Genomic DNA, 26,942 nt, shown 5'->3' with positions numbered 1-26,942 from the left:
TTTTTTATCCTTGCTGTGTCATTTTAGTAACTAATACTGTGCAACTAATGTCTCACAAGGTCAACATCCTAGTTAGTAGCTAGTTTGTCCGGCTTTTTTGCAGTTGACGATCGCGGCGATTTACGTCCAGAAAGATCGTACAGTAAACCCATAAGTGCAGGTACAACAGTAGGTGTCAAAATAGTAGAAAAAGCCAGACCACCTGTTAAAACAATGCCTAACCCTTGATATAGCTCTGAACCCTGTCCTGGTAGAACTGCTAGCGGTAACATCCCCAAAACGCTAGTTCCGGCAGACATGAAAATGGCACGTAAGCGATCACTTGTCGCATTATATAAGGATGCATCATAATCCTCACCTGCTTGCTGGAGTTGCAAGGCGCGATCAACTAGTAGAATGGCGTTGTTAACAACCACACCTGTAAGGATCACAAATCCCAAGGCTGTAATCATATCCAATGCCACATTCATTCCCGGAATTAGGTTGGCAATCACTAAGCTCAATAGTGCGCCACTCATACCCATCGGTACTGTTGCCATAATCACCACTGGGTAAAGGAATGAGCGATACAACGCTACCAGTAACAAGTAAGTAATCAAAATCGAAAATACAAAGGCAGCAGCTAATTGGCCAACAGTTGTTGCTAACTGATCTGCTGAACCTGACAGTTCTAGTCGATAGCCTGTTGGTAAACTGGCACGCAGAGGAGCGAGAATTTCTGCTTCGGTACGTTCTACCAGGGTAGCAAGGGGGGCATCTGGTGCAAGGGAAACAGTGAGACTAATTGAACGCTCTAAATCAACGTGGTTAATGGCATCGGCTCCCGTTGTTTCACGAACTTCGGCAATATCGCCAAGTTGTACTTGTCGTCCCCGCGCATACAAGGGTAATTGGCGCAACTGCTCTGGCGTTTCCACAGCAGCATTTTGGAGTTCCACTGAGACATCTAATTCTTCTTTGCCGTCAATGTAATCGGAGGCAACTTTACCACCCAATGCTGCTTCTACCATCGAACCAATTTCCGCTTCCGAAAGTCCCACTTCCGCCATGCGTTCGCGGTTGGGAATCACTTGTAATTCTCCTGCACCCAATACAAAGTTTGAGCGCACATTCTGAACCCCTGGAAGCGATCGCAATTTTCCGGTAATTTGCTTTTCTAAATCACCAATCTGATTTAAGTCAGCCCCAACAATATCCACTTCAAATTCTTTACCCGGATCGCGGAATATAGAAATCCGTGTTGGGATCACAAAACGGTATCCAGGAAAGTTACTGCTTTGGGCGCGTAACCGATCCACCATGTCAGCGAGTCCCGTAGTCGTGGCAAATTCTGGTTTTAAGATAGTTGCAATCCCGCGTAGCGCCCCTGGACGGTCAACATACATGATGCGCTCAACTTCTGGTTGCGATCGCAGAAATTTCTGTACAACTTCAGATTGCCGAATCGCTTCGGGAATACTAGTTCCCGGCAAAGGTTCTGCTCGCAAAACAACTAAGTTACGATTTCCTTCGGGTAGATAATCGGCAGGTGGTAAGAGAAAAATACTAGCCACTAATAAAACAATCGGAATCGACAGCACAACTAATCTGCGACGAATATGCCTACGTCCCAGTGACCAACTAACGGTAGCAGCGAGAAAGTTTTCTAGTTTGCCTTGGAAATGACGAAACACCGCAGAAGTTTTGGCCACCATGCGCTCAAACCAATTACCGCCCCGATATTCTCCACCCTCCATCATTTGCATCGCTTCTGATTGTTTCAGGAACAATCCCGATAGCATTGGTACTAAAGTTAATGCCGCAAATAGCGAGAATAGAGAAGAGGCAGAAAGAGTGATCGCCATATCGGTGTAGAGTTGTCCTGCTTCACCCGTCACCATTAACAGGGGGACAAACACGACTATGTTACTCAAAGTAGAACCGAGCATTGCGCCCCAGACTTCCTGAGTGCCATCGATTGCTGCCCGAAGTGCGTTTTTGCCTTGCTGCATGTGGGTAAAGACATTCTCAATGACAACAATTGAGTTATCCACTACCATACCCACAGAAAACGCAAGTCCTGCCAAACTGATGATGTTCAATGTTCGTCCAAATGCAGACATAACAATGAATACAGCAATTGTGCCAATAGGAATAGTTATGGCAACTACAGCAACGGTTCGCATCGAACCCAGGAATAGCAACAAGACAATGATTGCTAGCAATCCACCACTAACCAAGTTCTCTTGAACGAAAGCCACAGATTGGTTAATATATTCGCTTTCATCGTAGTTGTAGACAAAGCGAATTCCTTGGTTTTCCCTGTCGAACTCAGTTTGCAATGCTGCAATTTCCGCCCGGACACCTTTGGCAACTTCAGGCACATTCGCCCCAATTTGACGAATCACACCTATCGCCACCGCAGATTTGCCGTTGAACATTAACGCACTATCTTGCGGTTTGCGTCCCATCTGGACAATTGCTACATCTCGCAAGTAAACTGTGCCCGATTGGTCGCGTCGTAGGACAAAGCCTTCAATTTGCGATAAATCTTGCGATCGGCTGATTGTGCGGACTCGATATTCCCGTCGTCCGAGAATTAATGGCCCACCCCGAATATCGCGGTTGTTTTCCTGAAGAACTCTTACTACATCGCCAATTGCGAGGTTGCGATCGCTTAATGCTTTCGGATCAACCTTCACCTCGACTTCTCGTTCTTGTCCACCCACTAACAAAAACTGCCCAGTTCCTTCGACTCGCCGCAAACGCGGAATCACTACTTCGTCCGCTAAATCCCGATAACGATCTGCATCTGGTTGAAATCCTTCTTTGGTATCAAAGGGAATCCACATCATCGGTGAACTGTTACCACCCACCAGTTCTACATTCGATTCCTGCGCTTCTGGAGGCAAGCTTTCTACCTGTTGCAAGCGGTTGAGAACATCTATCATCCGTTCTCTGGCGTTGGCATCCTGAGCAAATTCTAAGGTAATGCTGCTGCGTCCAGCACGAGAAGTACTGCTAATTTCTTGGACACCCAGTACCTCTTGCATCTGTTCTTCGATGGGGCGGGTAATCAGGTCTTCTACTTCTGTTGGCCCTGCGCCCGGATAGGTAGTTGTGATCGTAATTTCCGGGCGATCGCCTCCCGGTTGCAATTCTAGGGGTAACTTTAGTAGGGAGAACACCCCAAACATTCCTACCAAGCAAAACAAAACAAAAGTTCCATGTCGCCAACGAACAGCGGTTTCAATAAAATTCATATTAGTTAGTAATTCAGAAATTCATATTTAAACTGGGTTTGCAGTCTTTTTAAGAAGGAAAGGTTAAAGGAGAAAGAGACGATTCTTCCTCTTTAACCGACTTCTGCAAGAAGTCTATGGAAGTGTGGTGCAACCTATGTTACGCCGTGTGCGACTTTCTCTCAGACCTAACCCCCAACCCCTTCCCTACCAGGGAAGGGGAGCAAGAATCAAAGCCTCTCTCCGTTTCGGGGAGAGGTTTGGAGAGGGGTTTCAAGAATAAGTCGCACATCGGGTTATGTTTTAAGTTGGATCAACTATCTTTACAGGCGCACCATCTTGCAATCCATCACCGCCACGTAGCACAATGCGTTGACCAGTGCGTAAAGTGGGATGATAAATTGCGACATTTTTACCCATGTCAGAAACCATCTCGACTGGAATTTGTTTAGCTTTGCCGTCAGCAACTGCAAAAACTAGCCACTCGTTTTGCCTTCTGGTTAATGCATCTCGTGATACCACAAAGCTAGAGCGGTTCGAGGGCATATTTAGGTTGCCTGCGATCGCCATTCCAGGTATTAATCCTGATGGTGGTTTGTTAATTTGGACACGCACACGCTGACGACGGGAGGCAGTATCGGCAGAAGGGACTACAGCAGTAATAGTGGCGCGTTGTTTCCATTGCGGTAGGGCGCGAGTTGTGAGATCGATTGTCATACCTGGGGTAACTTTACCACTGAGTTCTTCGGGTAACTCTAGGAAAATATCGAAGCGATCGCCTGCTACTAAGGTGACAATTTGACCAGAAGTTTGGACTAAATCGCCATTGCTGATATGGCGAGTTTGCACTATTCCCGATTCCGATGCCAAAATCCGAGTTCGCTGTTTTGCTAATTCTGCTTGAGCTAAGGTGGCTTTAGCTGCTTCTACATTTGCCCGTTGAGCGGCAATTTCTTCTTGAATCGGCCCAGCTTTAGCTTCGGCAAGTTCTGCCTCGGCTTCTAACCGTTCTCCTTGGATGTTATTTAATTGTGCTTGAGCTTCCACTAGCACTCTTTGAGATAAAGCGCCCTCTTTAACAAGATTGCTAGTCCGTTTCAGGTTATCCTGTGCTTCCAGTTCTCGCGCCTTCGCAGATGTGACAGCCGCTTGACGTTGAGCAATGATTTCTTTTCGAGTACCAACCTCCAAACGTGCCAGATTGCTCCGTTGTTGTGCCAGTTGCGCTCGTGCTTGGCTAATTGCCAATTGCTGATCGGTATCATCCAGTAAAGCGATCGCCATCCCTATTTTCACGCGATCGCCTGGTTGCACTGAAATTTGCTTGACAATTCCACCAGTTTGAGCGCGGATTGTTGACTGCTGAGTGGCTTCTACTTGTCCCAACAACTGGACACTTCTTGTAGCATTTCCTGTTGCGAGGGAGATTGTTTCAATTGCTTTTGGGGGTGGCCCTTGTTGTTGTGCAACCGAGGAGCGTGGTGCGCCACCAGGAGCGAGCATCCGCCAGAGGATAATGCCACCGGTTGCCAAAAATAAAATCAGCAATCTCCAGAACCAAGGTTTACGCGAACGAGTAGGTGCTAACTCAGAAGGCACAGAACTATCTGATTGGGTTTCAACCGTTGAAACTTGATTTTCAGAAGTATCCATAGCGATTAACGGTGAGCTGCTGAGGTTTGAGGGCTAACTATCAACCGTTGAAAGTGAACAATGAATAGTCCAATGTTCGCTATCAACAATCAATTATTTAGGTAAAAGTAAATTTAAGTTACCTTTTCTGTAGTTTATTGGATAAATATGACAAAGAAATGTCAAGGTTAGTCATTGGTCATTTGTCAATTGGTCAAAAAGTTTTCTACTGCTTCGACTCAACTATTAGTTCTTTAACACGATCGCGCGGTAAGCCTAACTCTTGACTAAGAGCGATTTCAAGTTTACTTATATCTGTGATTGGAAATTCAAATACTATCCTTGTGAGAACTGAGTTGTTGGTTTTAACGTTCACCCGTGAAATTCCTTTTTTGGGGAGAATTTCCACTTTGATTGCTACTATCCTTTTCATAATCTGTCGTGCCGATTGGGTATCTGCTAGCAGATATTTTTTGGTGAGATTGGAGCGACTTAAAATCCGATCTCCGACAAAACCGCTCCCCAGCCAAAAAACTAACCCAATCAACGGCAAGGACAACCAAAACACAAAGCCTAACGATCGCAACACTTGAAAAAGTTGGAGTTGCTGCATGGAAGGTATAAGGTTGAGTGTTTCCCGTCACTTTTGCGTCATCCTTTTAGCTTAATCTAAAATTAGCAAGCAAAAATTACGGCAACCTGAGCAAATAGGATGTTGATCTTACTAGTCGAAGATGACCCATCGCAGTTAGAGCCACTGCGGGCAGCCTTATTAAAGGTGGGGCATACAGTCGATGCGCTCGCTGATGGGGAAACAGCACAATGGTTTGCCTTTCGCAAAGACTATGACTTGCTGATTTTAGATTGGATGTTGCCTAAAGTGAGTGGCGTAGAATTGTGTCAAGTATTTCGACGAGCAGGTAAGCTGGCTCCTGTATTGATGCTGACGGCGAAAGACACGGTTTTAGATAAAGTAATGGGTTTAGATGCTGGAGCCGATGATTACTTAGTAAAGCCTGTGGATGTCCTGGAGTTATTGGCAAGAGTCCGGGCACTAGGAAGGCGATCGCCTATGTGGCAAGGAGATATACTTAGCTTGGGCAATTTGCAACTTCATTTATCCAGTTTGACGCTCGAACTTGGTTCATTGACAACTCAACTTTCTAGCCGGGAGTTTCAATTGATGGAGTATTTAATGCGTCATCCCCGCCAAGTATTATCTCATAGCCAGATTGAGCAAGCCCTTTGGAGTTGGGGAGAGGAACCAGAAAGTAACGCAGTGACTACTTTAGTTCGCCGCTTACGCCAGCGCCTACAAACCATTGGCGTGAAAGATTGGATAGAAACAGTGCATCGGATGGGCTATCGAATAAATCCGCCTTTCTAAGTCGTTAGGAGGCAGGGGGGCAGCACTTCGGCTACGCTCAGTGACCGAGGGGCAGGGGAGCAGAGGAGCAGAGGAGCAGAGGAGCAGAGGAGCAGAGGAGCAGAGGAGCAGAGGAGCAGCACTTCGGCTACGCTCAGTAACCGGGGGCAGGGGAGGAAACTAATGACAAATGACAAATGACTAGTGACTAATGACTAATGACTAATGTTTGATCATAGCCGTCGTAATCTCGCTCACTGGTTTGCCCTGTCAATGGGTGGAATTTTGTTCGCTTTTGCAGGGGTGGGCTATTGTCTGAGTGTCGAAGAACAGTTGCGGGTTTTTGACGACGAACTCTTTTCAGAAAGTAAAGCCTTTGCCGTCAAAACCCAATACTCGCTTTATCAAAGTCAATGGCAAAATCAGCGCGGCCAGACTCCTGTAGAAAGTGATGCATCCTTGAATGGCGGGTTAATGTATGCACGGTGGTATAACTCTAATAAACAACTTTTGCAGTTTATCGGTTCATCGGGTGGCAAACAGTTGACTGCAAAACCTGGCTTTCAAACAGTAGAAGCACCAATAGACTCAGAATCATCTAGTACAAGAACCTGGGTTCGCCAAGTTACACTTCCTGTTTTGGAAGGTAAGGTGGTGATTGGCTATTTCCAAACGGCAGTTCCAATGAACTCTTTACGCGTTGGACTAAACCAAGCCCGCTTGTTTTTAACTTTCGGGGTTCCTGTTACCTTTGGTGTAATAGGCATTACAGGCTGGTTTTTGGGCGGATTGGCAATGCGGCCAAGCCTCCGTGCTTATCAGCAATTGCAGCAATTTACAGCCGATGCTTCTCATGAATTACGCGCACCCGTTGCTACGGTATTAAGCAATGCCCAAGTTGCTCTGATGCCTCCCGAAGACCCCGTGGAGCAAAGATTGCGGTTGCAAAATATCGTCCAAACTGCTAAGTCCATGAGTACGTTGATCAACGATCTGCTTTTTTTGTCGCGTCATAATGGCTCCCTTGCGGAAACCGGATTAAAACCTATTGATTTGTGTGAAATATTGCGATCGCTTGCTCAGGAGTTCGCAGCCCTTGCTCCTGCCCAAAATCTCAATTTCAATGCTCACCTTCCAGAGCATCCCATCATGTTAAAAGCTGATGCTAATTTGCTCAAACAAGCTGTGATTAATCTACTGACTAATGCCTTCAAGTACACATCAGCAGATGGAAAGGTAGAATTATATCTTTTTACTCAGTCTCACTCTGCGGTAATTCAGGTCAAAGACAATGGGATTGGCATTCCCTCCACTGATTTGCCACATATATTTGATCGTTTTTATCGTGTAGATACTGTCCGATCTCGGCAAACAGGCGGCTTTGGACTTGGACTTGCGATCGCTCAACAAATTGTGCAACGATACGGAGGACAGATTACTGTAAATAGTATTCTAGGTCAAGGCTCCACCTTTCAAATTAGCCTTCCCCTAAAACTTTGACAAAAATAATTCAAGCTTTCACTCTGGCAAATGTTGACCTCTTGCATAAATCAAAAAGAAGAAAGAACCCCACCCCACCAAAGCTAGGCTTTGTCTCCCTTCCCCGCTTGCGGGGAGGGGTTGGGGGTGGGGTGTTAGGGACTTTGCAAGAGGTATAAAGACTATCTCCTGGTGTGATTGGGAAAGCGATCGCATCTGTTGTTGAAAGAGGCATTTAATGGAAGTCTGAAGCCCTTACTCTAAATGCTATGAGTATACTTCCATCACTTCTGCTTCCGGTTTTACCCTAGCTTCTGCTTCCAGAAATTCAGTTACTTGAGCCTCAATTTGATCTCGGACAATTTGGCGATATTCCAAGAAATGCTCAATTTGGGCACAAACAGCTAAGTAGCTACTCACTCCACCCGGATTATGCTGGTACATACTCCACAAATTGCGCCAGAATTGCCAGCGTGTTTGACGACGTACACCTTGACGCCAACAAATAATCAGAAACGCTCGGAGTACTTTCCAGTTCAATGGTTTCTTGGCAGCTTTGCCTTTTTTCGGGTAGGTTGCTTCGCCCAAAAGCCGGAAGTGTTTGTATGTACGCTCCAAAAACCGCTCTGGCTCATACAAATCACAGAATGCTTGCACATATTCACGAGCAATGTCTTCTAACGGTCGAGTTGGCACAAAGTTCATCAACGTGGTTTGGTTGATGTTGGCAGATTTATTGCGGAGTCGTCCTTCCTTTTCTAATCTATGCCAAAGTGCTGTATCTGGAAGCGCTTGCAACATACTAAATAAGGCTGTAGGAATTGCTGTTTGCTCGACAAATTTGACAATTCGTGCGCCTGCACCTGCCTTTTCGCCATCAAATCCAATGATAAAGCCTGCCATGACTCGCAGCCCGGAGCGGGTAATTTTATTTACCGCTTCGCTAAGTGAGTCTCGCGTATTCTGGTATTTCTGTGTGAAAGTGAGACTTTCTTCGTCGGGGGTTTCAATTCCCAGAAAAACGGCTCCAAAATTACACGCTACCATCAAATCCATCAGTTCTTGATCTTGAGCTAAATCAACTGAAGCCTCTGTGGCAAAGGAAAAGGGATAGTTATGTTCTACCATCCAGGGTAGAAGAGACTTCAAAAATAATTTGACATTCCGCTTATTACCGATGAAGTTGTCATCTACCATAAAAATACTGCGCCGCCAACCCAGTTTGTAGAGACAATCAAGTTCTGCTAAAAGTTGCTCTGGGGTTTTGGTGCGAGGTTTGCGACCATATAGCACAATAATGTCGCAGAATTCACATTGAAAGGGGCATCCACGGGAAAATTGCACCGACATCTCTGCATAAGCTTCAAACTCTAGCAAGTCAAAGCGAGGAGTTGGAGTGTTGGTGACATCGGGTTTTTCACCGCCAGAGCGAAAGATGCCTGTGCGATCGCCGCGTGCGATCGCTGCTACAAATAAGGGTAGGGTAATTTCCCCTTCGTCCAATATCAGGTAATCTGCTCCGGCGGATGTCATTTCATCTGGTAGCGCTGTCGGGAAGGGGCCACCCACAGCTACCTGCTTACCTCTCTGCTTTGCTTCCAATATCTGAGAGAGCAAATCTTCTTTTTGCACAATCATCGCCGACATAATAACCAAATCTGCCCAAGCCCATTCCGCTTCTGTACAGACGCGAACATTTCGATCTACTAGCTTAAAATTCCATTCTTGCGGTAAAATCGCTGCTACAGTTACCAAGCCTAAAGGCGGTAGCATTGCTTTACGGTCTAATAAAGCCAATGTTTTTTCAAAAGACCAAAAACTTTTTGGAAAGCGAGGGTATAGAAGTAAAACGTTCATATTTGATGCTTATAAACTTTGATTTTCGTTGGTGGTTGAGTTCATGTCAAACTAAACCAGTGGTGATAACACATTAGAGGAGCTTCTATATCCACTAGTTGTAACTTATACTATGACTGATTTAGACAAAGCAATATCTTGTGAGAGCGATTATTATAGAACTTACGCAAAATATCTCTCAAACTCTGATTTCTTGGTTAAGATTTTTTGATCAAAATTTAGATCGTAAAGACGCGATTCATTGCGTCTCTTGCATTAACCTGTTATTTTTGTGACTTGGCAAATTGGCAACTCTAAGAAAATTAACTGTGTTATTTTCAATACTATACAAGGTGTATTTGCACTTTCAAGCTATTTAGACGGGCTGCAACCCGTCTTTTTTATCCCTGGATCATTTTAAAATCTAGTTTTCGGGTAAAACGGAAAATGCTCTTTCATTCCGACTCTGCCGCTAATTCAGGAGGCAGCAAGCAGCAGCCCATTAATTGGCATTCCCAGCCTCCGGCTGGGAACTTTTTCAGCCAAGGTACTCTCCAGACAAATTGAGCAAAGAGTAATTCCAGAAAGCATTATTAGACTAATTTCAGGTTTGGGTTCCCCCGAAAAGATCCGTATTGTACAAATTCCCCAGAGCAGTGTTTATTTTTGTCTCTAGAAGCTTCTATTCAATTATCTGTTCGTTAGTCTAATCCTTTCTCAATCAAGAATAATTTTTAACTGATTACTCCTGAAAGCGGGTGCAGTATTGTTAAATGAAAACTATGTCTGGTTTCAGTTTTCAGATACCGTTCTTGCAAAGGTTGCCATTGCTGCCACGACTGGTAACGATTTTCAGTTAACAAATTAGCAAAGGTGGGTAACTGAGTCTGAATTTCTGACTTGTATACATCTGTAAGCCAGTCAGTTAAAACAGCACTATCTTGCATCGTACCCAAAATTTCTTGGATATTTTTTACTTCTGTAATATAAGCTTCGTAAGACTCGCCATATAAGTCAGTAAATAATTCCATTAGATAGCGTATACGTTTAGCTTCTTTTCGCAAACTATGAAGACTTTCACCTTCTGTTGTCAATTGTTTTTCTATCTTTTTCGGTTTCCAGTTTTTTTGGATCTTCACTTCTGATTCTACAACTTCAGTACCAATTAGCCAGCCCGGATGCAGTAAGAAGTTACTCACTTCTGGCAAAAGTAAGTCTGGTAACACTTGCTGAATCGAAACAGATGCCAAAGGTTGATAACTGGGTTTCTCTAACCACTTATCCAATGCATCTTTGAGAGACTTGTAAGATTCATCGTTTAATGTTTTCTGCACACTCGATTCTACATCTTCACGTTGTTTATCCAAAGCTATAAAAGCTGTTTTTAGAGATTCCTGCTCTTTACGAGGTAAATTTGGTTTGTAATTGTTTTCCAAACTTTCTTTGAGTACGTCTAAATCTCGCAGATTACCAAGACGACGGGCTATTTTACCAATATTTTTATCGCTGACTGGTTTCGGCATATCTACCGCTAGCCCAAACCGAGTTACCGCTGTCCGTAGGCGGCGCATTCCCACTCGCATTTGATGTAGCGCTTCTGGATCTTCATCTTTCTTAACTGATTTTTCCCACTTAAAGGTTTTCTTAAAGTGTTTTTCAATCGCTTGGTAGGCGTAGTCACCGAGAGTTTTTACTGTGGGTTGTGTGGCTAATGTCATAATAGGTCTGAATGATTACCTCATGAGGTTATTGCATAATAACAATATTATTTAAAAATTTGCATCTACTTCTGATATTTTTTATGCAATGAGGATTGTCAGATAAGGTTATAACTATTGATAGTTGTATCCTATTTGAGAAATATGCAATATCTATCAAAGGTTCAAATAGCAGATTTACGCCGTCAATTTGATATGGACTATAGCTTTAAGATAAATATCTTATATAATATAATGCTATAGCTAATATTTTTACAACTCCTCAATATAATTTAAAATGCCAAACTTACATTTACTAAATCAAGTTTTATTGACTTTTACAGATTCTTTTAAAGAACATAGAGAAAACTTATCAGCAGTACTGCTAACACATGATAAGTATTTATGGTTAGGCTCAGATGAAACTTCTACTATTGAGCGTCTCTCTTTGGTTGACACTGATAAATTTACAGATCATCAACAATTTCGTGTAGCAGAATATATTAATTTACCTGCACCAGAAGACAAAGAAATAGATATAGAAGGACTGACTTATACTGATAATTACTTATGGTTTGTTGGTTCTCACAGCTACAAACGCAAAAAATTCAAACCTGAAAATACAGACGCCAAAAACTTTAAAAGGCTCGGAAAAATTGAATCAGAACCTAACCGTTACGTTTTAGGACGAATTCCTCTGATAGACGGTAAGCTATTCTCATCTTGCCCACACCCCGAAAAGCCAGATGTGCAATTGAATGCCGCTAAATTAGAGGTGACGAATCAAGGTAACTTGCTGATGACAGCTTTAGCAAATGACGATCATTTAGGCTTATTTATTCAGGCAGCAATTCCCGGAAAGGATAATGGCTTTGATATTGAAGGAATAAGTATTTATCAAAACCGCGTTTTTCTGGGTTTGCGCGGGCCTGTATTGCGGGGTTGGGCTATGGTGCTGGAAATAGAGTTAGAAGATTCTACTTCTGGACTGATGAAACTAAAGCAAATTGGAGAATTGCAGGAGTTATATAAAAAGCATTTTATCTGGTTGAATGGTTTGGGAATTCGGGATTTGTATGTAGATGATAAAGACTTGTTGATTTTAGCTGGGCCAACGATGGATTTAGATGGCCCCGTGCAAGTTTATCGCTGGGTAAATGGTGTGAATTTGCGAGAAAATGTCTTCAGCAATCCCGATTTTGTGCAAGATATTCCTTATGGGAATCGGGAAGATCATGCTGAGGGAATGACGCTGTTTCAGGATGTAGCTGATATACCTTCGCTATTGGTAGTTTATGACTCTCCAGCAAAAAGTAGGCTGGTGGGTGATGATGGTGTAATGGCGGATGTGTTTAAGTTGGGCTAACTTCAATTTTGGATTTTGGATTTTACATTGTTAAATGTTAGTAGAAATTGCTTGTACGGGACAGGTGGGAATACACTGTTCGCAGACGATACAGCGCGATCGCGTGAATGTCAACTTGTACGTCTCTGGCTGGAGGGTGAGGGCTTCGGTAGGACAAACCCCAGTACACAAGCCACAGTGGACACACACATCCTCGTCGATCGCAATTTCGCCTAATGTCGAAGAAACATTAACATTACGCGATCGCATCCACTCGATCGCCGCATCTAATTGATCGATATCTCCCGATAATTCCACTACCAGCTTGCCAATTTGATTTGGGGCAACTTGGGCGCGGATAATATTAGCAGCGACGTTGAACTCTTTAGCCAGTACGTAAGTGACTGGCATTTGCACGGCGCGTTTTGGGAAGGTGAGTGTTACTCGTTTTTTCACAGGTTTAGCAGAGGGTTTTTTCTGTTGTAGCGTATTGAGAGTTTTATCAGTTCTCTCCTACGGTAAGTTGCACAACGCAAGGCAAGAGAAAGACATTGCTCCTACCTCAACATACATAGCGCTATTTCCAAAAATCTTTACACACATAAATCGGCTGTAGGGGCGTATAGATGTATATAGATGTCAACTTACGGTTACTTACCGTGTCATCCCAGTTTTGTCTAAAGCCAAAACTTACCCTCCCCTTCACAAGACGGTGTACACACAAGTCGAAGTACCCCCCTCAATCCCCCCAATGTATCGGGGGGAAGCCGGAAAATCTAGTTCCCTCTCCTTTGCAAGGGGAGGGTTAGGGTGGGGTAAAATGCTTGTTTTATAACCATTTGAGCTTACGTTGACACCAATATACAGTCCTGCACCCCTACAAAATTGGGGATTTCGTGTTATGGCGTTAAACTATAAGCAATTCGTGTAGGAGTTACGAATAAAAATATCCCCGACTTCTTTAAAATTCGGGAGATGAGCCTCTCTGTACTAGAAAAACTTCTAAGTAAGGTAGTATAAAGCTAGCATCTGTAAGATATTTCTTTCTACTACACCATCTGCTCCTAAGCAGGTAGCTAGAAAAATCTAATTAAAATTAATTAATATTGATATTTATTAATTAGTACGATCCGCAAATATAAACCTTTTGGAAGAGGCTCTAAAATTCAGCCAGCATTGAATTGATATTATATCAATTTTACAATTTAATTGAATTGCTTGTTATCTGTGATATCCATTTTAATTTGGAAAGCTTTTAACATGAAAATTTTAGTTGTCGAAGATGATGAATTAAATGCATACTCACTTACCACCGTTTTAACTAACCAAAACTACGCGGTTGAAGTTGCTACTGATGGTGATACTGCTTGGAATTTTATTCAAATTTACGATTATGATTTAATCCTCCTAGATGTAGTGTTGCCCAAGCTGGATGGCATTAGTCTTTGTCGTAAAATCCGGTCTAATGGTCTGCAAATGCCAATATTATTATTGACAGGGTGCGATAGTAGTCATGAGAAAGCGATCGGACTAGATGCAGGTGCAGATGACTACGTAGTTAAACCCTTTGACGCAGAAGAGTTAATTGCTCGTGTTCGGGCACTGTTGCGTCGTAAAGGTGTAACCTCGCAACCTGTGCTGGAGTATGGTCAGTTGCGGCTAGACCCTAGTAGCTGTGAAGCGGTCTATGCTGGAAATCTGCTGCCACTTACTCCCAAAGAGTATGCTCTTTTAGAACTATTCTTGCGAAATACTCGCCGGGTGTTTAGCTGCGGCATGATTTTAGAACATCTTTGGTGTTATGAAGACACTCCACAAGAAGAAGCTGTTCGCACCCATATCAAAGGGTTACGGCACAAACTCAAAGCTGTAGGAGCGCCCAGTGATTTGGTTGAAACAGTTTATGGTATCGGCTATCGGCTGAAACCAGGGGCAGAGGAGGAGAAGGGCAGGGGGACAGAGGAGCAGAGGGGCAAAGGGGCAGAGGAGCGTGCAAAATCCTTGGTATCCAATCTCAAATCACAGCAGCAAACATTAATGGCAGTTGCGGAAATTTGGCAACGATTTCAAGGGCGTATAGACGAGCAGGTGAGGGTACTGGAGGAAGCGATCGCAACTTTAAACCAAAATAGTTTAAATTTCGATTTGCGATCGCTTGCAGCCAAAGAGGCGCACACCTTGGCGGGATCTTTAGGTACTTTTGGCTTGCCTCTTGGCTCAAAATTGGCACGTGATATCGAACTATTACTGAGTTCTGGTCAAACTTTGAGTCAATCTGAGATTAGCAACCTCGAAAGTTGGGTAAAGTTATTACGTCGGGAAATTGACGGAAACGAAGCAGCGGTAATATCTGCATCACCAACCCCACAAGTTTTAGAAACAGTCACACAACCGCTGCAAAATGACTCATATACAGAAATTAAAATATTAGTTGTGGATGACGATCCGCAAATTCAAGCATTCTTGCAAACCTTACTTAGTCCTTGGGGACTGAAGGCGATCGCTCTTGAAGATCCGCGTCAGTTCTGGGAAACCTTGGAAGTAGTTACACCAGATATGCTGATTCTGGATGTGGAATTGCCTTATACAAATGGTATAGAACTTTGCCAATTAGTACGCAACGATTCGCGCTGGTGTGAGTTACCCATTCTATTCCTCACTGTGCATAGCGATGCCGAGATGGTAAATCAAGTTTTTAGCGTTGGTGCTGATGACTTTGTAAGCAAGCCCATTGTCGGGCCAGAACTAGTAACCCGGATCGTCAATCGCTTAGAACGGATGAAATTGCGGCAGCGCGTTGTGCAGGGAGTTAGGGGGGCAGGGGGGCAGAGGAGCAGCACTTCGGCTACGCTCAGTGACCGAGGGGCAGGGGAAGATAGGGAAGTGAATTCTTCCTTACCTCCCTCATCTCTCAATTTACAAGCTATCAGTGAACTGGAATTGCGAGTAGCAGAGCGCACTGCTGAGTTAATTCGGGTGAATCAACAGTTGCAGTCACAACTTGATGAACGTCAACGGACACAGGGAGAATTACGGTTTTCTCAAGCCCGATTTGCACGGATTTTAGATATTGCTGATGATGCAATTATTTCCATTAACGGGTTCCAAAGCATCACTTTGTTTAATCAAGGAGCAGAGAAAATTTTCGGCTACTCTGCCCAGGAAGTGATTGGACAAGGCCTTGATTTACTCTTACCGCTGCGTTTTTTTCAAGCGCATCGTCAACATGTGGTTGACTTTGGCCAATCTCCCAATGTTGCCCGTCGGATGGGAGAACGGCGTGAAATCTATGGACGCCGCAAGGATGGTACTGAATTTCCAGCGGAGGCTTCCATCTCCAAAATAGAGATGGGGGAGGAAATATTTTATACGGTTATTTTACGAGATATCACAGAGCGCAAACTAATTGAACGCATGAAAGATGAATTTGTCTCTGTTGTTAGCCATGAACTCCGCACACCTTTAACTTCGATTCACGGCTCTCTAGGAATGCTAGCTAGTGGTTTGCTACCGACAGACTCAGAGCAGGGAAAACGCCTGATGCAAATTGCGACTGATAGCAGCGAACGCCTAGTACGTTTAATCAACGACATCCTAGACATTGAGCGGATTGAGTCGGGTAAGGCAAAGATGGAACCAGAAATTTGCAATATCATTGACTTAATTACTCAAGCAGTAAATGTCATGCAGCCTCTGGCTGACAAAGCAGGTGTGAAAGTATCTGTTTCTACACTATCTGGTCAAGTATTGGCAGATTGCGATCGCATTGTCCAAACATTGACCAATCTATTGAGTAATGCCATTAAATTCTCGTCTGCTGGGTCTACGGTTTGGTTGGGAGCGCAACAACAAGGGAATGAAGTTTTATTGACAGTTAAAGATACCGGACGCGGTATCCCAACAGACAAACTTGAGAGTGTCTTTGAGCGCTTTCAACAAGTTGACTCTTCAGATTCACGCAACCATGATGGAACTGGTTTAGGTTTGGCAATTTGCAAGAGCATTATGCAACAACACGGCGGACGCATCTGGGCTGAAAGTACATTGGGTGAAGGCAGCACTTTTTACGTCACTCTGCCATTATTTAGGACTTTCCAAGATACTGATTTAGATGACTCTTCCAACATTCCTATGATTCATAGTAGTTTCGAGCCAACTACAAATAGCCAACTAAGTCCAGATGCAGAATTTTCGAGCAACGGGCGTGTGACTACCAAGGAATTTGAACAACGGGTGATGAAGTTACTTCAGGGAATTACCCTGAATCAACAAGAGGATAGCAGTGATGACAACAAAGCAAATTCTAGTGGTTGATAACGAGCAATATATTCAAGAAGTTGCCAAGATTTGCTTGGAAACAGTCGCAGGCTGGAAAGTAGTGACTGCGAGTTCTGGTCAAGAAGGCATAATTAAAGCTGAGACTTACCAACCAGATGCAATTTTACTAGATGTGATGATGCCAGAGATGGATGGCATCACTACATTTGAAAAGTTACAAGCCAATCCATTAACCAAAACGATTCCAGTAATTTTCTTAACTGCTAAAATCCAAGCTTCCGATCGCCGTCGCTATAATCAGATGGGAATGATTAGTGCGATCGCTAAACCATTCAATCCTCTAGAATTAGCTGCTGAAGTAGCCGTAGCGTTGGGCTGGAGTTTAGAAAAGTAAAACAAAATCTATAGCAAATTAATTTATAGAAAGTAGACTTAGAGAAAAGTGATTTAAAAGTTTTTTTAGGTATTAAAAAAATTAGTTTAATTTTTATTAATAAAATTTAATAAATATATATTTGTTGAACTACTTGATGTTGTAAAATAAGCAGTGGATTTTGTCGATTAACAAATTAAATCGTAATTTGGTTATTTTTGGTAATAAAGACCAAAAAATTCGACATAATCAGCATTTTGATTTCACCGAATTAATATTACGGATGGGTCTAATTGACGAACCACTCATTTTGGTATTATTGCTTTTTCTTCTTCGGTATCACTCTTGCCCGATACTTTCTGATTGCTGGCGGAGCATACTTGCTCTTTTATTTAATTCTGGGAAAGTCTCTCGCCAACAAGAGCTTGCGTTTGAAACCGTTGATGAATTCTTCCATTAAAAAGGATATTGAATTATCAGTAATATCCACAGTAGTTTTTGCTATTTCTGGAGCGTTTATGATCTCAGAGTATAATTTGGGAGCAACGCTTTTATACGGTGACATCTGGAAATATGGACTGTGGTATTTAATAGTTAGCTTTATTGCAGTGCTAATTCTTCAAGATACTTACTTTTATTTTATCCATCGGATGTTTCACCATCCTCTAATTTTTAGATGGATGCATTATGGACACCACCGTTCAGGAGATCCAACACCCTGGAGTTCCGCTGCCTTCGACTTACCAGAAGCGATCGTACAAGCACTTTTTTTTGTAGGTGTAAGCTTCATAGTTCCGCTGCATTTCGTCACCTTAGTTACCGCACTGATAACTATGACAGTATGGGCAGTATTTACTCATCTTGGATTTGAGCTATTTCCCTCCTCATCTAAAAGTTACTGGATTGGAAGCTGGCTTATCGGTTCTATGCATCATTCCATACATCATCGCAAGTATAAAGTACACTACGGTTTGTATTTTACGTTTTGGGACAAACTACTCGGTACTGAAGATCCTAATTATGAAAACGAAACCCACACAAGGGAGTTTTAACTATACCAGTCCTAAATCATTTGTGAAATATTTTTCTGTTGGCTGTCAGTAGTCATTTGTCCTTTGTAATCACAAAGGACAAATGACTACTGACTATTTAATTTTTGTCGAATTCTCAAGCTTGTTTGGATTCACCCAACGGTTGACAAATTCGTTGTTATGTTTGTACACCTTGATTTGCACTTGCTTGGGACTTAACTTGACTATTTCGGCAGGAATTCTTTGGACATCGCCAGAATCTGCGCGGGGCTTGTAAAGCCAAATCACTTTTTGCCCAACTTGAAAGTAGTTAGGATTGCTAGTTAAAGAAGGCGTACTGTCTGCCCAAGAGGGGAAAGCAACTGCTAAGTTGAGCAAAAGTACTAAGACCACTAGAGTGATTTGAAAAAGTTTCATGATCATCGCGCTTGTCTTAGGTCTGATGGGGCAATCAATCTGCTGCTCTAGCATTTAGTTACTGTCCTTATTTGGGTTCTCAAAGTTCAAAGCTCGTATACTAAAACTTCTTTAGGCGATTTAGTAAAAGTTAAAATATCTACTGATTTCAGGATAAAACGACTTGGAAAATAAAATCAAATAGTCTTATTTGTTAAAACGATAAGTTAGATTTATATATAGAATGAGAACAAATGGAAAAGCTGAAGTAACAAGTTTATTGTACGAAAGCGATCGCTGTTTGCCGTCAACCCAAAATAAATCTTTTGGCTGAGACATTGAAGCGATGCCTACGGCGGTAAACTACGCTTGAAGCTGAAATTTAAGCAGCCCAAAAAATCGGGGCGGGTTTGGAACCTGACTTTTGACGGCATGTGGAAAAGGTTATTTTGAAGGTTTCTCAAACCCTAACTTTGTGGTTTTTACATCCTTGTGTCCGAGTAATGCCTACACTGTGCGGATGTCGTAGCCGTTTTGTAATAAATGGGTAGCAAAACTGTGGCGAAACGTATGACAACCTACCTTTTTTTGAATACTGGCTTGACGAACCCCTTGTTTTAACGCTTTTTGTAAACTACTCTCGTGCAAACGATGACGACAAACTTCTCCACTACGTGGATCTTTAGTTCTTCAGCCATACTTTCAGGTAGCATAGTCACCCGACTTTCATTTTCCTTTGTATCGCGCACAATAATTTGATATAGAAGTTTTCTGTATATTTCAGACAAGAATTCGTTGTAATGCTTGATATATTAAGATTGAGAAAAAGATTATACGAAAACTTTCCGTATAATAAGTAGTTGGGCGGCACGGAACGAATGAACGACTATAAAGACTCAATGCAGAATTCCCTGAAGCTCGGATTCTTCATCCAGCCCGTCCACCCGCCGTCCCGTTCCTATGGGGACGTTCTCTGCGAGGATCGCGAAGCGGTAATGCTCGCCGATCGGCTCGGCTACCGCGAGGCCTTCATCGGCGAGCATCTCGTCGACTCCGCCGAGACGATCACATCAAGCCTCGCTTTCATTGCGAATCTCGCCGATGCGTGCCCGTCGATCACCTTCGGTACCGGCGTGCTTCCACTCGCCAACTACCACCCGGCGATGGTAGCGGCGCAGGTTGCGATGGTGGATCACCTGGTGCAGGGTCGATTGATCCTGGGAGTCGGACCTGGCGTTCCCGGTGACGCAGAAGCCATCGGAGATTTGGGCTCGGACCGAAATCGCAAGACCCAAGAGGCGCTCGAGCACATGTGCCGGATCTGGAGCGAAGAGCCGCCGTACCGGATCGAAGGCAAGTTCTACCGGACCACCACAGAGCGCTGGCTTGATCGGAACATCGGAGTGGGTGTCGCTGTCCGACCGCTGCAAGAGCCCCATCCGCCCATCGCCATCACCTCGAACCGACCGGGCGCTCAGGGACCGCACGCCGCGGGAGCGCGCGGCTGGTCCGGAATCTCGGCGACCTACGTGGGTGCGTACGTCGTCCGGGCCCACATTAAGAACTACCTGGAAGGACGGCGATCGGCGGGTCTCTGTGCCGATGCTTCCGAGTGGCGCGTGGCGCGCAGCGTTTTCGTGGCCGATGACGAGGCCACGGCACATCGCTACGTGCATCGCGAGGGCGGCGCGCACGACTTCTACTTCCACGTCATGAGGACCAAGCTCGCGAAGGCCGGCGCACTGGACGTCATGCGCGACTTTCCCGACCAACCGGATTCCGAACTCTCTACGAAGCGGTGCATCGAGCGTCTCGTAATCGCGGGAACCCCCCAGAGCGTCGCAGACCAGATTCTTGCATTCCGCAACGAGGTCGGCGCGTTCGGCACACTGCTCTACACGGGCCACGACTGGACCGATCCAGCGCTCGCCCGGCGCTCTATGGAGCTCATGGCGAACGAGGTCTGGCCCCGGATCGATCGGGCCGCGCATGGGACTACACCAAAAGGTCAAACTGACGGTAAGGCATTTTCAGTCTGATAGACTTCTTGGCATTTGTCGGGGTAAAGGGGAAGGTGGGACCCCTGAAGGGGATAAGGGGCAGGGGAAAAGGGTAAAGAAACTCAAAATCCTTTCCCTTTAACCTTTTTCCTTTTCCCTAAGAGTGCAAAAATATATTTTTGCAAGAGGTCTGATGGATAGCCCAACCATTGCGTACAGCCGACGCCCGTCAGCGTGCGCGGCTGACGCAGGCGTTAGACCGCTTCGCGTGACGCAAGATGTTCGTGCCTGATTGTATGAACACGTTAGCGATGCCGTTTCGCTCATTTGTATGACACCAAAATTCACCATCACCGTCCGCCACAAACGATCTGCGGACTTCGCCGCCACGGAAGCCATCGCCACCGCAGCCTTCGCCCACAACGCCCCTGACTTTTCACGGTAAGTCCTCAAACCACGAAACAGCGTGGCTTTTTCCACAGTCTAATTCTCAATAACTCTAAGTTAATGAAAATAGGTAACGTAAAAATTAGGGTTTAAGAAACCCTCAAAATAACCTTTTCCATATGCCGTGAAAAGTCAGGTTTGGAACCTGCCCCGACATCTGATATACTCCGCCCAACGGCTGTAGCTACAGGCTTTAAACTATCAACTAAATGCACCATATCTTCTAAAGAAAGTGCTTGACGGGCATCAGAAACAGATTTTTCTGGTTCTGGGTGACATTCAATAATTAATCCATCTGCACCGCAAGCGATCGCAGCCCTAGCTACAGGTGCTACCAACTCCCGTTTGCCGACGGCATGGGAAGGATCTACAATTACAGGCAAGTGAGTTATTTGCTTGAGTGCTGCCACTGCCCCTAAATCTAGGACGTTACGGGTGTAATCGTCGAAACTGCGAATACCTCTTTCGCACAACACCACATCAGGATTCCCGTGGCTAAGGATATATTCAGCAGCCATGACAAATTCTTCAATAGTCGCTGCTAAACCACGTTTGAGCAGTATAGGTTTACCAGCTTGTCCCAAAGCTTTGAGCAAGTCAAAGTTTTGCATATTGCGGCTACCAACTTGAAGCATATCAGCGTGAGCGGCGACTACTTCAATTTGAGAAATTGACATCACCTCCGTGACAACTGGCATATTGTAATGCGATCGCACCCTAGCTAAAATCTCTAATCCTGACTCTCCCATACCTTGAAAAGCGTAGGGAGATGTACGGGGTTTGTAGACACCACCACGCAACCCCTGTACTGATGCATTAGATAGCCTTTGGGCGACTATCTCCATTTGTTCTAAACTTTCAACAGTGCAGGGCCCGCCAATAATTACTAGTTCTTTACCGCCGAAAGCGATTTCTTTCGAGATTTTAACGATTGTCTGGTGGTTGAGATGGGCTTGTGCAGCAAGTTTGGCATTAATCATGGTTATATTTTCCTGAAAAATTAAGTATTGGGCAAAACAGTGCTGAGTGCTGAGTGCTGAGTGCTGAGTTAAGAGTTAGGAGTTTTGTTTATCACCTTGTCCCCTCATCTCTCTCTTGTCTCCCATGCCCCATGCCCAATGCCCTATTAACAAAAAAGCCCGAAACCTTTATAAAGTTCCGGGCGCGTTTTGATTCATTGGCATGACGCTATTTACCCGGAATTTATTCTGGGCCAAAAGTAAAAGCCATAAAACCAACTAATGAAATAAGTCATGACAATGAAATTCTCCTTAAAAAAACAAAAACCGCAGAGTTTGCTCTGCGGTTCACCGGGCGGTTTCCATTAGGAAACTTAATTCACCCCCGGTGAACCACCCTAAACCAAAAATAAAAGTAGGAATTTGTGTTAAGCATTTGCGGACTTTTTGCTGGAAAACTTAAAAATATACCTATGTAAAATAAAGCTAGCAGAAAGAGTAGGCTTTGTCAAGACCTGCACAAACTATAAAAAAACGATAGACTCAGTACAACTCTGGGGATTAAGACTAATAACGCTTTGCACAATTCAAAATCACGCCCTGTTCTGATTTTACTAGTTGCTTATTTGCGTAGACAAAAACAGCGGCTTGTCATTAGACATGACGATAGTTATATAACCTCAGAAGAAAAAGCCAGGATTGAGAAGTTAAAATATATAATTCTCCTGACTTCATCTTACGAAAGCTTATTGCAGGGAATTGACAACCGCCATACATTATTGCCCAAGTTCTCATTCACCAGATCAATTTTTTAGGATCATCTGTCTCATTATGCCCAGTTCCAAAATCTTAACCCAATCTTTCGACTACTATGGAGCTTACCCCTGCCCAGTCTGTCGAATAGGTAAGATTTCTCACATGCCATTGATGGAAGCTATGGCTTGTGACTTTTGCCAAGAGATTTTTACAGTCAATTTAGAGCAACAGCAAATCAAGATGCCTTCTAGGCAACCACCTTTGACTTGGCGTTGGAATGGGTTTAGTTGGACAGAAGGCCAGTTGGAAGGTGTGGAATTAGGTTGGGGTTATGGATTAGCAGCAGCAGTTTTCATAATTCTTCCCACGACTCTAATTGGCATAGTAGCTTACTATTTTCCTGCTAATCTGAAGGAACCCATTACCTGGATGCCATATATTTGGACGATATTAACCTTCTTATCACATTTATCAATTATTGTCTGGATTTATATTGAAGTCTATCAGATTCCAATTGCAGCATATTTTCGAGCGATCGCTCGATGGAGAAATGGAGAGATGGGAAGATGAGAAATCAATTAAAAATTAAAAATTAAAAAACTTCTGCCCCCTGCCTCCTACCCCCTTTTTCCCAAAGCCCCATAATCCATAACAAATGATGCAGCGTATAAATGACTCCATCACTCATAATTAAGTTGATTGTCCACCAAAATATCGTATGAGCGATCTGGAGCGGTACTACAGAGTTTTGGAATTAGAGCCTGGAGCAACACTTGAAGAAGTGAACCAGGCTTACAAAGATTTAGTCTTTGTTTGGCATCCCGATCGCATTCCCAAAGACAATCTCCGTTTACAGCAGAAAGCACAAGACAAGCTGAAAGCCATAAATGAAGCTCGTGAAAAGTTGCGCTCTCTAAAAACCAAACATCAAACCACACATCAAACTACATATCAAACCACACATCACTCACCGTCACCTCAACAAGAAAAACCATCTCAACCAACTCAGAAACCACCAAAGCAAAACTCAGACTTGAGTGGCAAAGACTACAGTCGGGCAAATTTGAGCAATAAAGACTTATCTGGCAGAAATCTAAGTTATGCCAATTTGAGCGGTGCTAATCTCAGCGATACCTTTATGCACAAAGTCAACCTCAGAGGTGCAAATTTATCTGAAGCAAATTTATTTCGGGCAAATCTACTTTTAGCCGATCTCAGGGAGGCAAATTTACGCGCTGCTAATTTGATTGGAGCGGATCTTAGTGGAGCCGACTTGCGAGGAGCCGACTTGACGGGAGCGCGGATTCGCTCTGGTGAGCGCCTTCTGGTTAAATTAGTTGGTACTAACTTAGCAGGGGCAATTATGCCTGATGGCTCAATTTATCAATAACTGAGGTTGCGCCATAACACCAAAATCCTCATGTAGAGACGCGATTTATCGCGTCTTAAAAAACCAATTATCCAGACTAATAATACCAATTTGAAACAAGTCGGGAATCTGACCTAGCTTTATCCATCCCTACAACCTGCGTGTAAAATTGGATATGATACATCAAGGCTTTTAGGCATTGTGAACTTTTTTATCGGTTGTGCTGTTTGGGCATATAAAGGTTGGGTAGGCGAACTCTATCCCCAAGGTACTCGCACTGCTGATTTTCTCCATCTCTACAGTCGTCGCTTCACCACTGTAGAAGGTAACACTACCTTTTATGCCGTGCCTAACCAAGAAACTGTAACTCGTTGGGCTGCCGAAACACCAACAGGTTTTGAATTTTGTCTAAAATTACCGCGAGATATTACCCATCAAGGGTTGCTAAAACCTTATATTCCAGCTGCTTTAAATTTTTTGGAGGGGATGCGCCCTTTAGGTAAGCATCTTGGCCCAATTTTTGCCCAGTTACCACCCAGCTATGCACCTGCATTACTTGACGATTTGTCCAACTTTCTGGAAGCTTGGCCGCGTACACAAGCACCCCTAGCAGTGGAAGTTCGGCATCCCGACTGGTTCAAAGAACCCCATGCTAGTATTTTGACAGCGCTTTTAGAAAAGTTAGGTGTCGGACGAGTACTGTTAGACTCGCGTCCCATTTACACTGGAGATGATGACCCCCAATTACAATCGGAACGGCGCAAACCTAAATTACCGTTGCAATTGAGTGTGACAGCACCTTTTACTCTGATTCGGTTTATTTCTCATCCGAATTTATCAGTGAATCAGCCATTTATGGAAGAGTGGGTAAGGCAGATTCAACAATGGTTACAAATGGGAGTGCGAATTTATTTCTTTGTCCATTGTCCAATAGAAGCGCGATCGCCTAGCACGGCCCGTCACTTCCAACAGCTATTAGAACAAAGTGGGACACCAGTTCCACCCTTACCTTGGAATAACCTTGAGCATCCCCCCAATCAACTCAGTTTATGGTGATCGTATTTAGTAGATAATTGGGGTTGTAATACTTTTCTGTTAAAGAAAAATTTTTAGAGTAGTTCCATCAAAGGAGGTTGAGATGAGTCGTCTTCTTTATGAAAATTCAGTCTCATATAAAGGATATCTCATAATTCCATTTGTTTTTGGTAAAGCCGACAATTACGAAATTTATTCGTATAAAATGCTATCTGAAATTGGGCACAGAAGCAAATTTCATAAAGCAGAAAATCCAGCAGAAATCTATGGAAGTGACGTTAGTAACATCATTGATATTGCTAAAGAGCATATCGATGAAAATTCCGAGTTTGTTCATCGGGGGGATAGTTTTAAGTCTCGCTATGTTTATCGGAACAATTTGATTATCATCTTCCAAGAAGGAGACAAATATTTTTATGACCATTATCCACCAGAGTTATTAAATAATATTGCAGCTCCAAAGTTATTCAAATCTGAATATGAATGTCTGGATTGGATTAAGCAAGGGTTTGATGGGCGACATGTGCGGCAAAGAGTGATTTGAAGAAGGTACTGACTTTTCACGGTATCTGGAAAACCTATCTCTAAATCTCTCTCCTAAAAGGAGAGAGACTTTAAATTTTCCCCCTTCCCTTGTAGGGAAGGGGGTTAGGGGGTTAGGTCAATCGTTAGCTTTTCCACATAACCTGAAAAGTCAGGAAGCAGGTAGGAGTATTTGCATTTGTGTATTACAGCTATTTTCAAGTAAATAGCTGTAATTTGGAATTTTGCTTTGCAGCATTATTTAAATGTCTGCAATCAACCTTAATTTATTGCGCTTGGCTCCATGTAGATAATTTCCCAAATGTGGCCATCTAAGTCAGCAAATCCATGTCCATACATAAAACCGTGATCTTGCGGTTCATTATAGGTTGTTCCACCAGCAGCGACAGCCTTGCGAATCATTTCATCAACTTGTTCTCGGCTATCAGAAGATAAACACACAAGCACTTCTGTGCTTTTTGTAGCATCACAAATTTCTTTGGGAGTAAACGTCTTAAACTTTTCATAGGTCAAGAGCATGACGAAAATGTTTTCGGACACAATCATACAGGTGGCAGTTTCGTCAGTGAATTGAGAATTAAACTCAAAGCCGAGTTGAGTAAAGAACTCGATAGATTGATTGAGGTTTTTAACTGGCAAATTAACGAAAATTTGAGTACTCATGGGTTCTTTTTTGGAATTATTTCACAGTAAAGGATCGGCGAAAAAGTGCTGAGGTTTTACTCTAGGGAAGACGCCCATAAGCGCCTCCCCACAAGTTAAGGAGTTTGCTGGCAATTGACCATCCAGGGAATGCCGAATTGATCGACCAACATACCAAAGCGGACAGACCAAAAGGTTTGATCGATCGGCATTTTCACTTTTCCGTTTTCTGCCAGGATATGAAAGATGCGTTCTGCCTCCGCTGGCTCGTCAACGCTGATTTGCACGTAAAAGCCTTGGGGCGTTTCAAAATATCCAGGCGGGCTGTCAGACCCCATTAAGAGGCGATCGCCCAGATCGAGGCAGACGTGCATGATTTTGTCATGCCATTCGGCAGGTATATGCTCGGCTGAGGGTGCATCTTTGTGAGTCATCATCATGACAATTTTGCCGCCAAGACAGTGTTCGTAGAACTTGAACGCTGCCTCACAGTTGCCGTTGAACGTTAGATAAGGATTGAGTTTCATGGCGTTACCT

At 43.7% G+C, this 26,942-nt stretch carries 22 protein-coding genes; 11 read left to right on the top strand and 11 right to left on the bottom strand.

The window, feature by feature from the left end:
* Positions 1-68 precede the first annotated feature (68 nt).
* From RMY27_RS13160 to RMY27_RS13150, 3 genes are all read right to left on the bottom strand, one after another.
* Positions 69-3,242 (bottom strand): efflux RND transporter permease subunit, encoded by a 3,174-nt coding sequence (locus tag RMY27_RS13160; protein WP_322663805.1) that lies wholly within the window; start codon positions 3,240-3,242, stop codon positions 69-71.
* A gap of 282 nt (positions 3,243-3,524) precedes the next feature.
* A complete protein-coding gene (locus RMY27_RS13155; protein ID WP_322663803.1) occupies positions 3,525-4,874 on the bottom strand; it encodes an efflux RND transporter periplasmic adaptor subunit in 1,350 nt (449 codons plus the stop codon).
* A gap of 205 nt (positions 4,875-5,079) precedes the next feature.
* Positions 5,080-5,466 (bottom strand): hypothetical protein, encoded by a 387-nt coding sequence (locus RMY27_RS13150; protein WP_322663801.1) that lies wholly within the window; start codon positions 5,464-5,466, stop codon positions 5,080-5,082.
* 99 nt (positions 5,467-5,565) lie between these two features.
* Here RMY27_RS13150 and RMY27_RS13145 point away from each other — a divergent pair, with 99 nt between their 5' ends.
* Both RMY27_RS13145 and RMY27_RS13140 read left to right on the top strand, forming a co-directional pair.
* Positions 5,566-6,240, top strand: coding sequence for a response regulator transcription factor (locus RMY27_RS13145; protein ID WP_322663799.1), 675 nt, complete (start codon positions 5,566-5,568; stop codon positions 6,238-6,240).
* A gap of 204 nt (positions 6,241-6,444) precedes the next feature.
* Entirely contained in the window at positions 6,445-7,719 is a 1,275-nt protein-coding gene (locus RMY27_RS13140) for a HAMP domain-containing sensor histidine kinase (RefSeq protein WP_322663797.1), read from the top strand.
* A 246-nt stretch (positions 7,720-7,965) separates the two neighbouring features.
* Here RMY27_RS13140 and RMY27_RS13135 read toward each other — a convergent pair whose 3' ends face one another.
* Positions 7,966-9,555 (bottom strand): B12-binding domain-containing radical SAM protein, encoded by a 1,590-nt coding sequence (locus RMY27_RS13135; protein WP_322663795.1) that lies wholly within the window; start codon positions 9,553-9,555, stop codon positions 7,966-7,968.
* A gap of 713 nt (positions 9,556-10,268) precedes the next feature.
* Entirely contained in the window at positions 10,269-11,252 is a 984-nt protein-coding gene (locus tag RMY27_RS13130; RefSeq protein ID WP_322663794.1) for a CHAD domain-containing protein, read from the bottom strand.
* A 277-nt stretch (positions 11,253-11,529) separates the two neighbouring features.
* On the opposite strand from RMY27_RS13130, the gene RMY27_RS13125 reads away from it, so the two are divergent.
* Positions 11,530-12,597 (top strand): DUF3616 domain-containing protein, encoded by a 1,068-nt coding sequence (locus RMY27_RS13125; RefSeq protein ID WP_322663792.1) that lies wholly within the window; start codon positions 11,530-11,532, stop codon positions 12,595-12,597.
* A 30-nt stretch (positions 12,598-12,627) separates the two neighbouring features.
* Here RMY27_RS13125 and RMY27_RS13120 read toward each other — a convergent pair whose 3' ends face one another.
* On the bottom strand, positions 12,628-13,032 hold the full coding sequence (locus RMY27_RS13120; RefSeq protein ID WP_094347724.1) for an NIL domain-containing protein: 405 nt from the start codon (positions 13,030-13,032) through the stop codon (positions 12,628-12,630).
* 804 nt (positions 13,033-13,836) lie between these two features.
* On the opposite strand from RMY27_RS13120, the gene RMY27_RS13115 reads away from it, so the two are divergent.
* The 3 genes from RMY27_RS13115 (at position 13,837) to RMY27_RS13105 (ending at position 18,279) form a co-directional block, all read left to right on the top strand.
* A complete protein-coding gene (locus RMY27_RS13115; RefSeq protein WP_322663789.1) occupies positions 13,837-16,890 on the top strand; it encodes a response regulator in 3,054 nt (1,017 codons plus the stop codon).
* On the top strand, positions 16,862-17,248 hold the full coding sequence (locus RMY27_RS13110) for a response regulator (RefSeq protein WP_322663787.1): 387 nt from the start codon (positions 16,862-16,864) through the stop codon (positions 17,246-17,248). Before RMY27_RS13115 ends, RMY27_RS13110 begins: the two co-directional genes overlap by 29 nt.
* 272 nt (positions 17,249-17,520) lie before the next feature.
* Positions 17,521-18,279 (top strand): sterol desaturase family protein, encoded by a 759-nt coding sequence (locus tag RMY27_RS13105; protein WP_322663785.1) that lies wholly within the window; start codon positions 17,521-17,523, stop codon positions 18,277-18,279.
* A 93-nt stretch (positions 18,280-18,372) separates the two neighbouring features.
* Here the strand turns inward: RMY27_RS13105 and RMY27_RS13100 are convergent, their stop codons facing one another.
* Together RMY27_RS13100 and RMY27_RS13095 are read right to left on the bottom strand one after the other, a co-directional pair.
* On the bottom strand, positions 18,373-18,675 hold the full coding sequence (locus tag RMY27_RS13100) for a hypothetical protein (RefSeq protein ID WP_322663783.1): 303 nt from the start codon (positions 18,673-18,675) through the stop codon (positions 18,373-18,375).
* A 486-nt stretch (positions 18,676-19,161) separates the two neighbouring features.
* A complete protein-coding gene (locus tag RMY27_RS13095; protein WP_322663781.1) occupies positions 19,162-19,302 on the bottom strand; it encodes a tyrosine-type recombinase/integrase in 141 nt (46 codons plus the stop codon).
* Between the two features lie 230 nt (positions 19,303-19,532).
* Here RMY27_RS13095 and RMY27_RS13090 point away from each other — a divergent pair, with 230 nt between their 5' ends.
* A complete protein-coding gene (locus RMY27_RS13090; protein ID WP_322663779.1) occupies positions 19,533-20,693 on the top strand; it encodes an LLM class flavin-dependent oxidoreductase in 1,161 nt (386 codons plus the stop codon).
* Between the two features lie 497 nt (positions 20,694-21,190).
* On the opposite strand, the gene aroF is transcribed toward RMY27_RS13090, so the two are convergent.
* The gene (gene aroF / locus RMY27_RS13085) at positions 21,191-22,081 is read right to left on the bottom strand and encodes a 3-deoxy-7-phosphoheptulonate synthase (protein WP_322663777.1); all 891 of its coding nucleotides are present in this window, start codon (positions 22,079-22,081) and stop codon (positions 21,191-21,193) included.
* An 810-nt stretch (positions 22,082-22,891) separates the two neighbouring features.
* Here aroF and RMY27_RS13080 point away from each other — a divergent pair.
* From RMY27_RS13080 to RMY27_RS13065, 4 genes are all read left to right on the top strand, one after another.
* Positions 22,892-23,386: a hypothetical protein gene (locus RMY27_RS13080; RefSeq protein ID WP_322663775.1), complete on the top strand. Its 495-nt coding sequence runs from the start codon at positions 22,892-22,894 to the stop codon at positions 23,384-23,386.
* Positions 23,387-23,534: 148 nt separating this feature from the next.
* Positions 23,535-24,206: a pentapeptide repeat-containing protein gene (locus RMY27_RS13075; protein WP_322663773.1), complete on the top strand. Its 672-nt coding sequence runs from the start codon at positions 23,535-23,537 to the stop codon at positions 24,204-24,206.
* Between the two features lie 180 nt (positions 24,207-24,386).
* A complete protein-coding gene (locus tag RMY27_RS13070; RefSeq protein WP_322663771.1) occupies positions 24,387-25,241 on the top strand; it encodes a DUF72 domain-containing protein in 855 nt (284 codons plus the stop codon).
* Positions 25,242-25,323: 82 nt separating this feature from the next.
* Positions 25,324-25,764 (top strand): hypothetical protein, encoded by a 441-nt coding sequence (locus tag RMY27_RS13065; RefSeq protein ID WP_322663769.1) that lies wholly within the window; start codon positions 25,324-25,326, stop codon positions 25,762-25,764.
* 260 nt (positions 25,765-26,024) lie between these two features.
* Here RMY27_RS13065 and RMY27_RS13060 read toward each other — a convergent pair whose 3' ends face one another.
* Both RMY27_RS13060 and RMY27_RS13055 read right to left on the bottom strand, forming a co-directional pair.
* On the bottom strand, positions 26,025-26,426 hold the full coding sequence (locus RMY27_RS13060; protein ID WP_322663767.1) for a VOC family protein: 402 nt from the start codon (positions 26,424-26,426) through the stop codon (positions 26,025-26,027).
* A 95-nt stretch (positions 26,427-26,521) separates the two neighbouring features.
* Positions 26,522-26,932, bottom strand: a complete 411-nt coding sequence (locus RMY27_RS13055) for a VOC family protein (protein WP_322663766.1) — start codon at positions 26,930-26,932, stop codon at positions 26,522-26,524.
* Positions 26,933-26,942 lie beyond the last annotated feature (10 nt).

The sequence above is a fragment of the Nostoc sp. DedQUE09 genome (assembly GCF_034530915.1).
In the GTDB taxonomy this organism is placed as follows: domain Bacteria; phylum Cyanobacteriota; class Cyanobacteriia; order Cyanobacteriales; family Nostocaceae; genus Nostoc.
The sequence above is the reverse complement of the archived record's forward strand: the minus strand, read 5'-3'. Positions and strand labels throughout refer to the sequence as shown.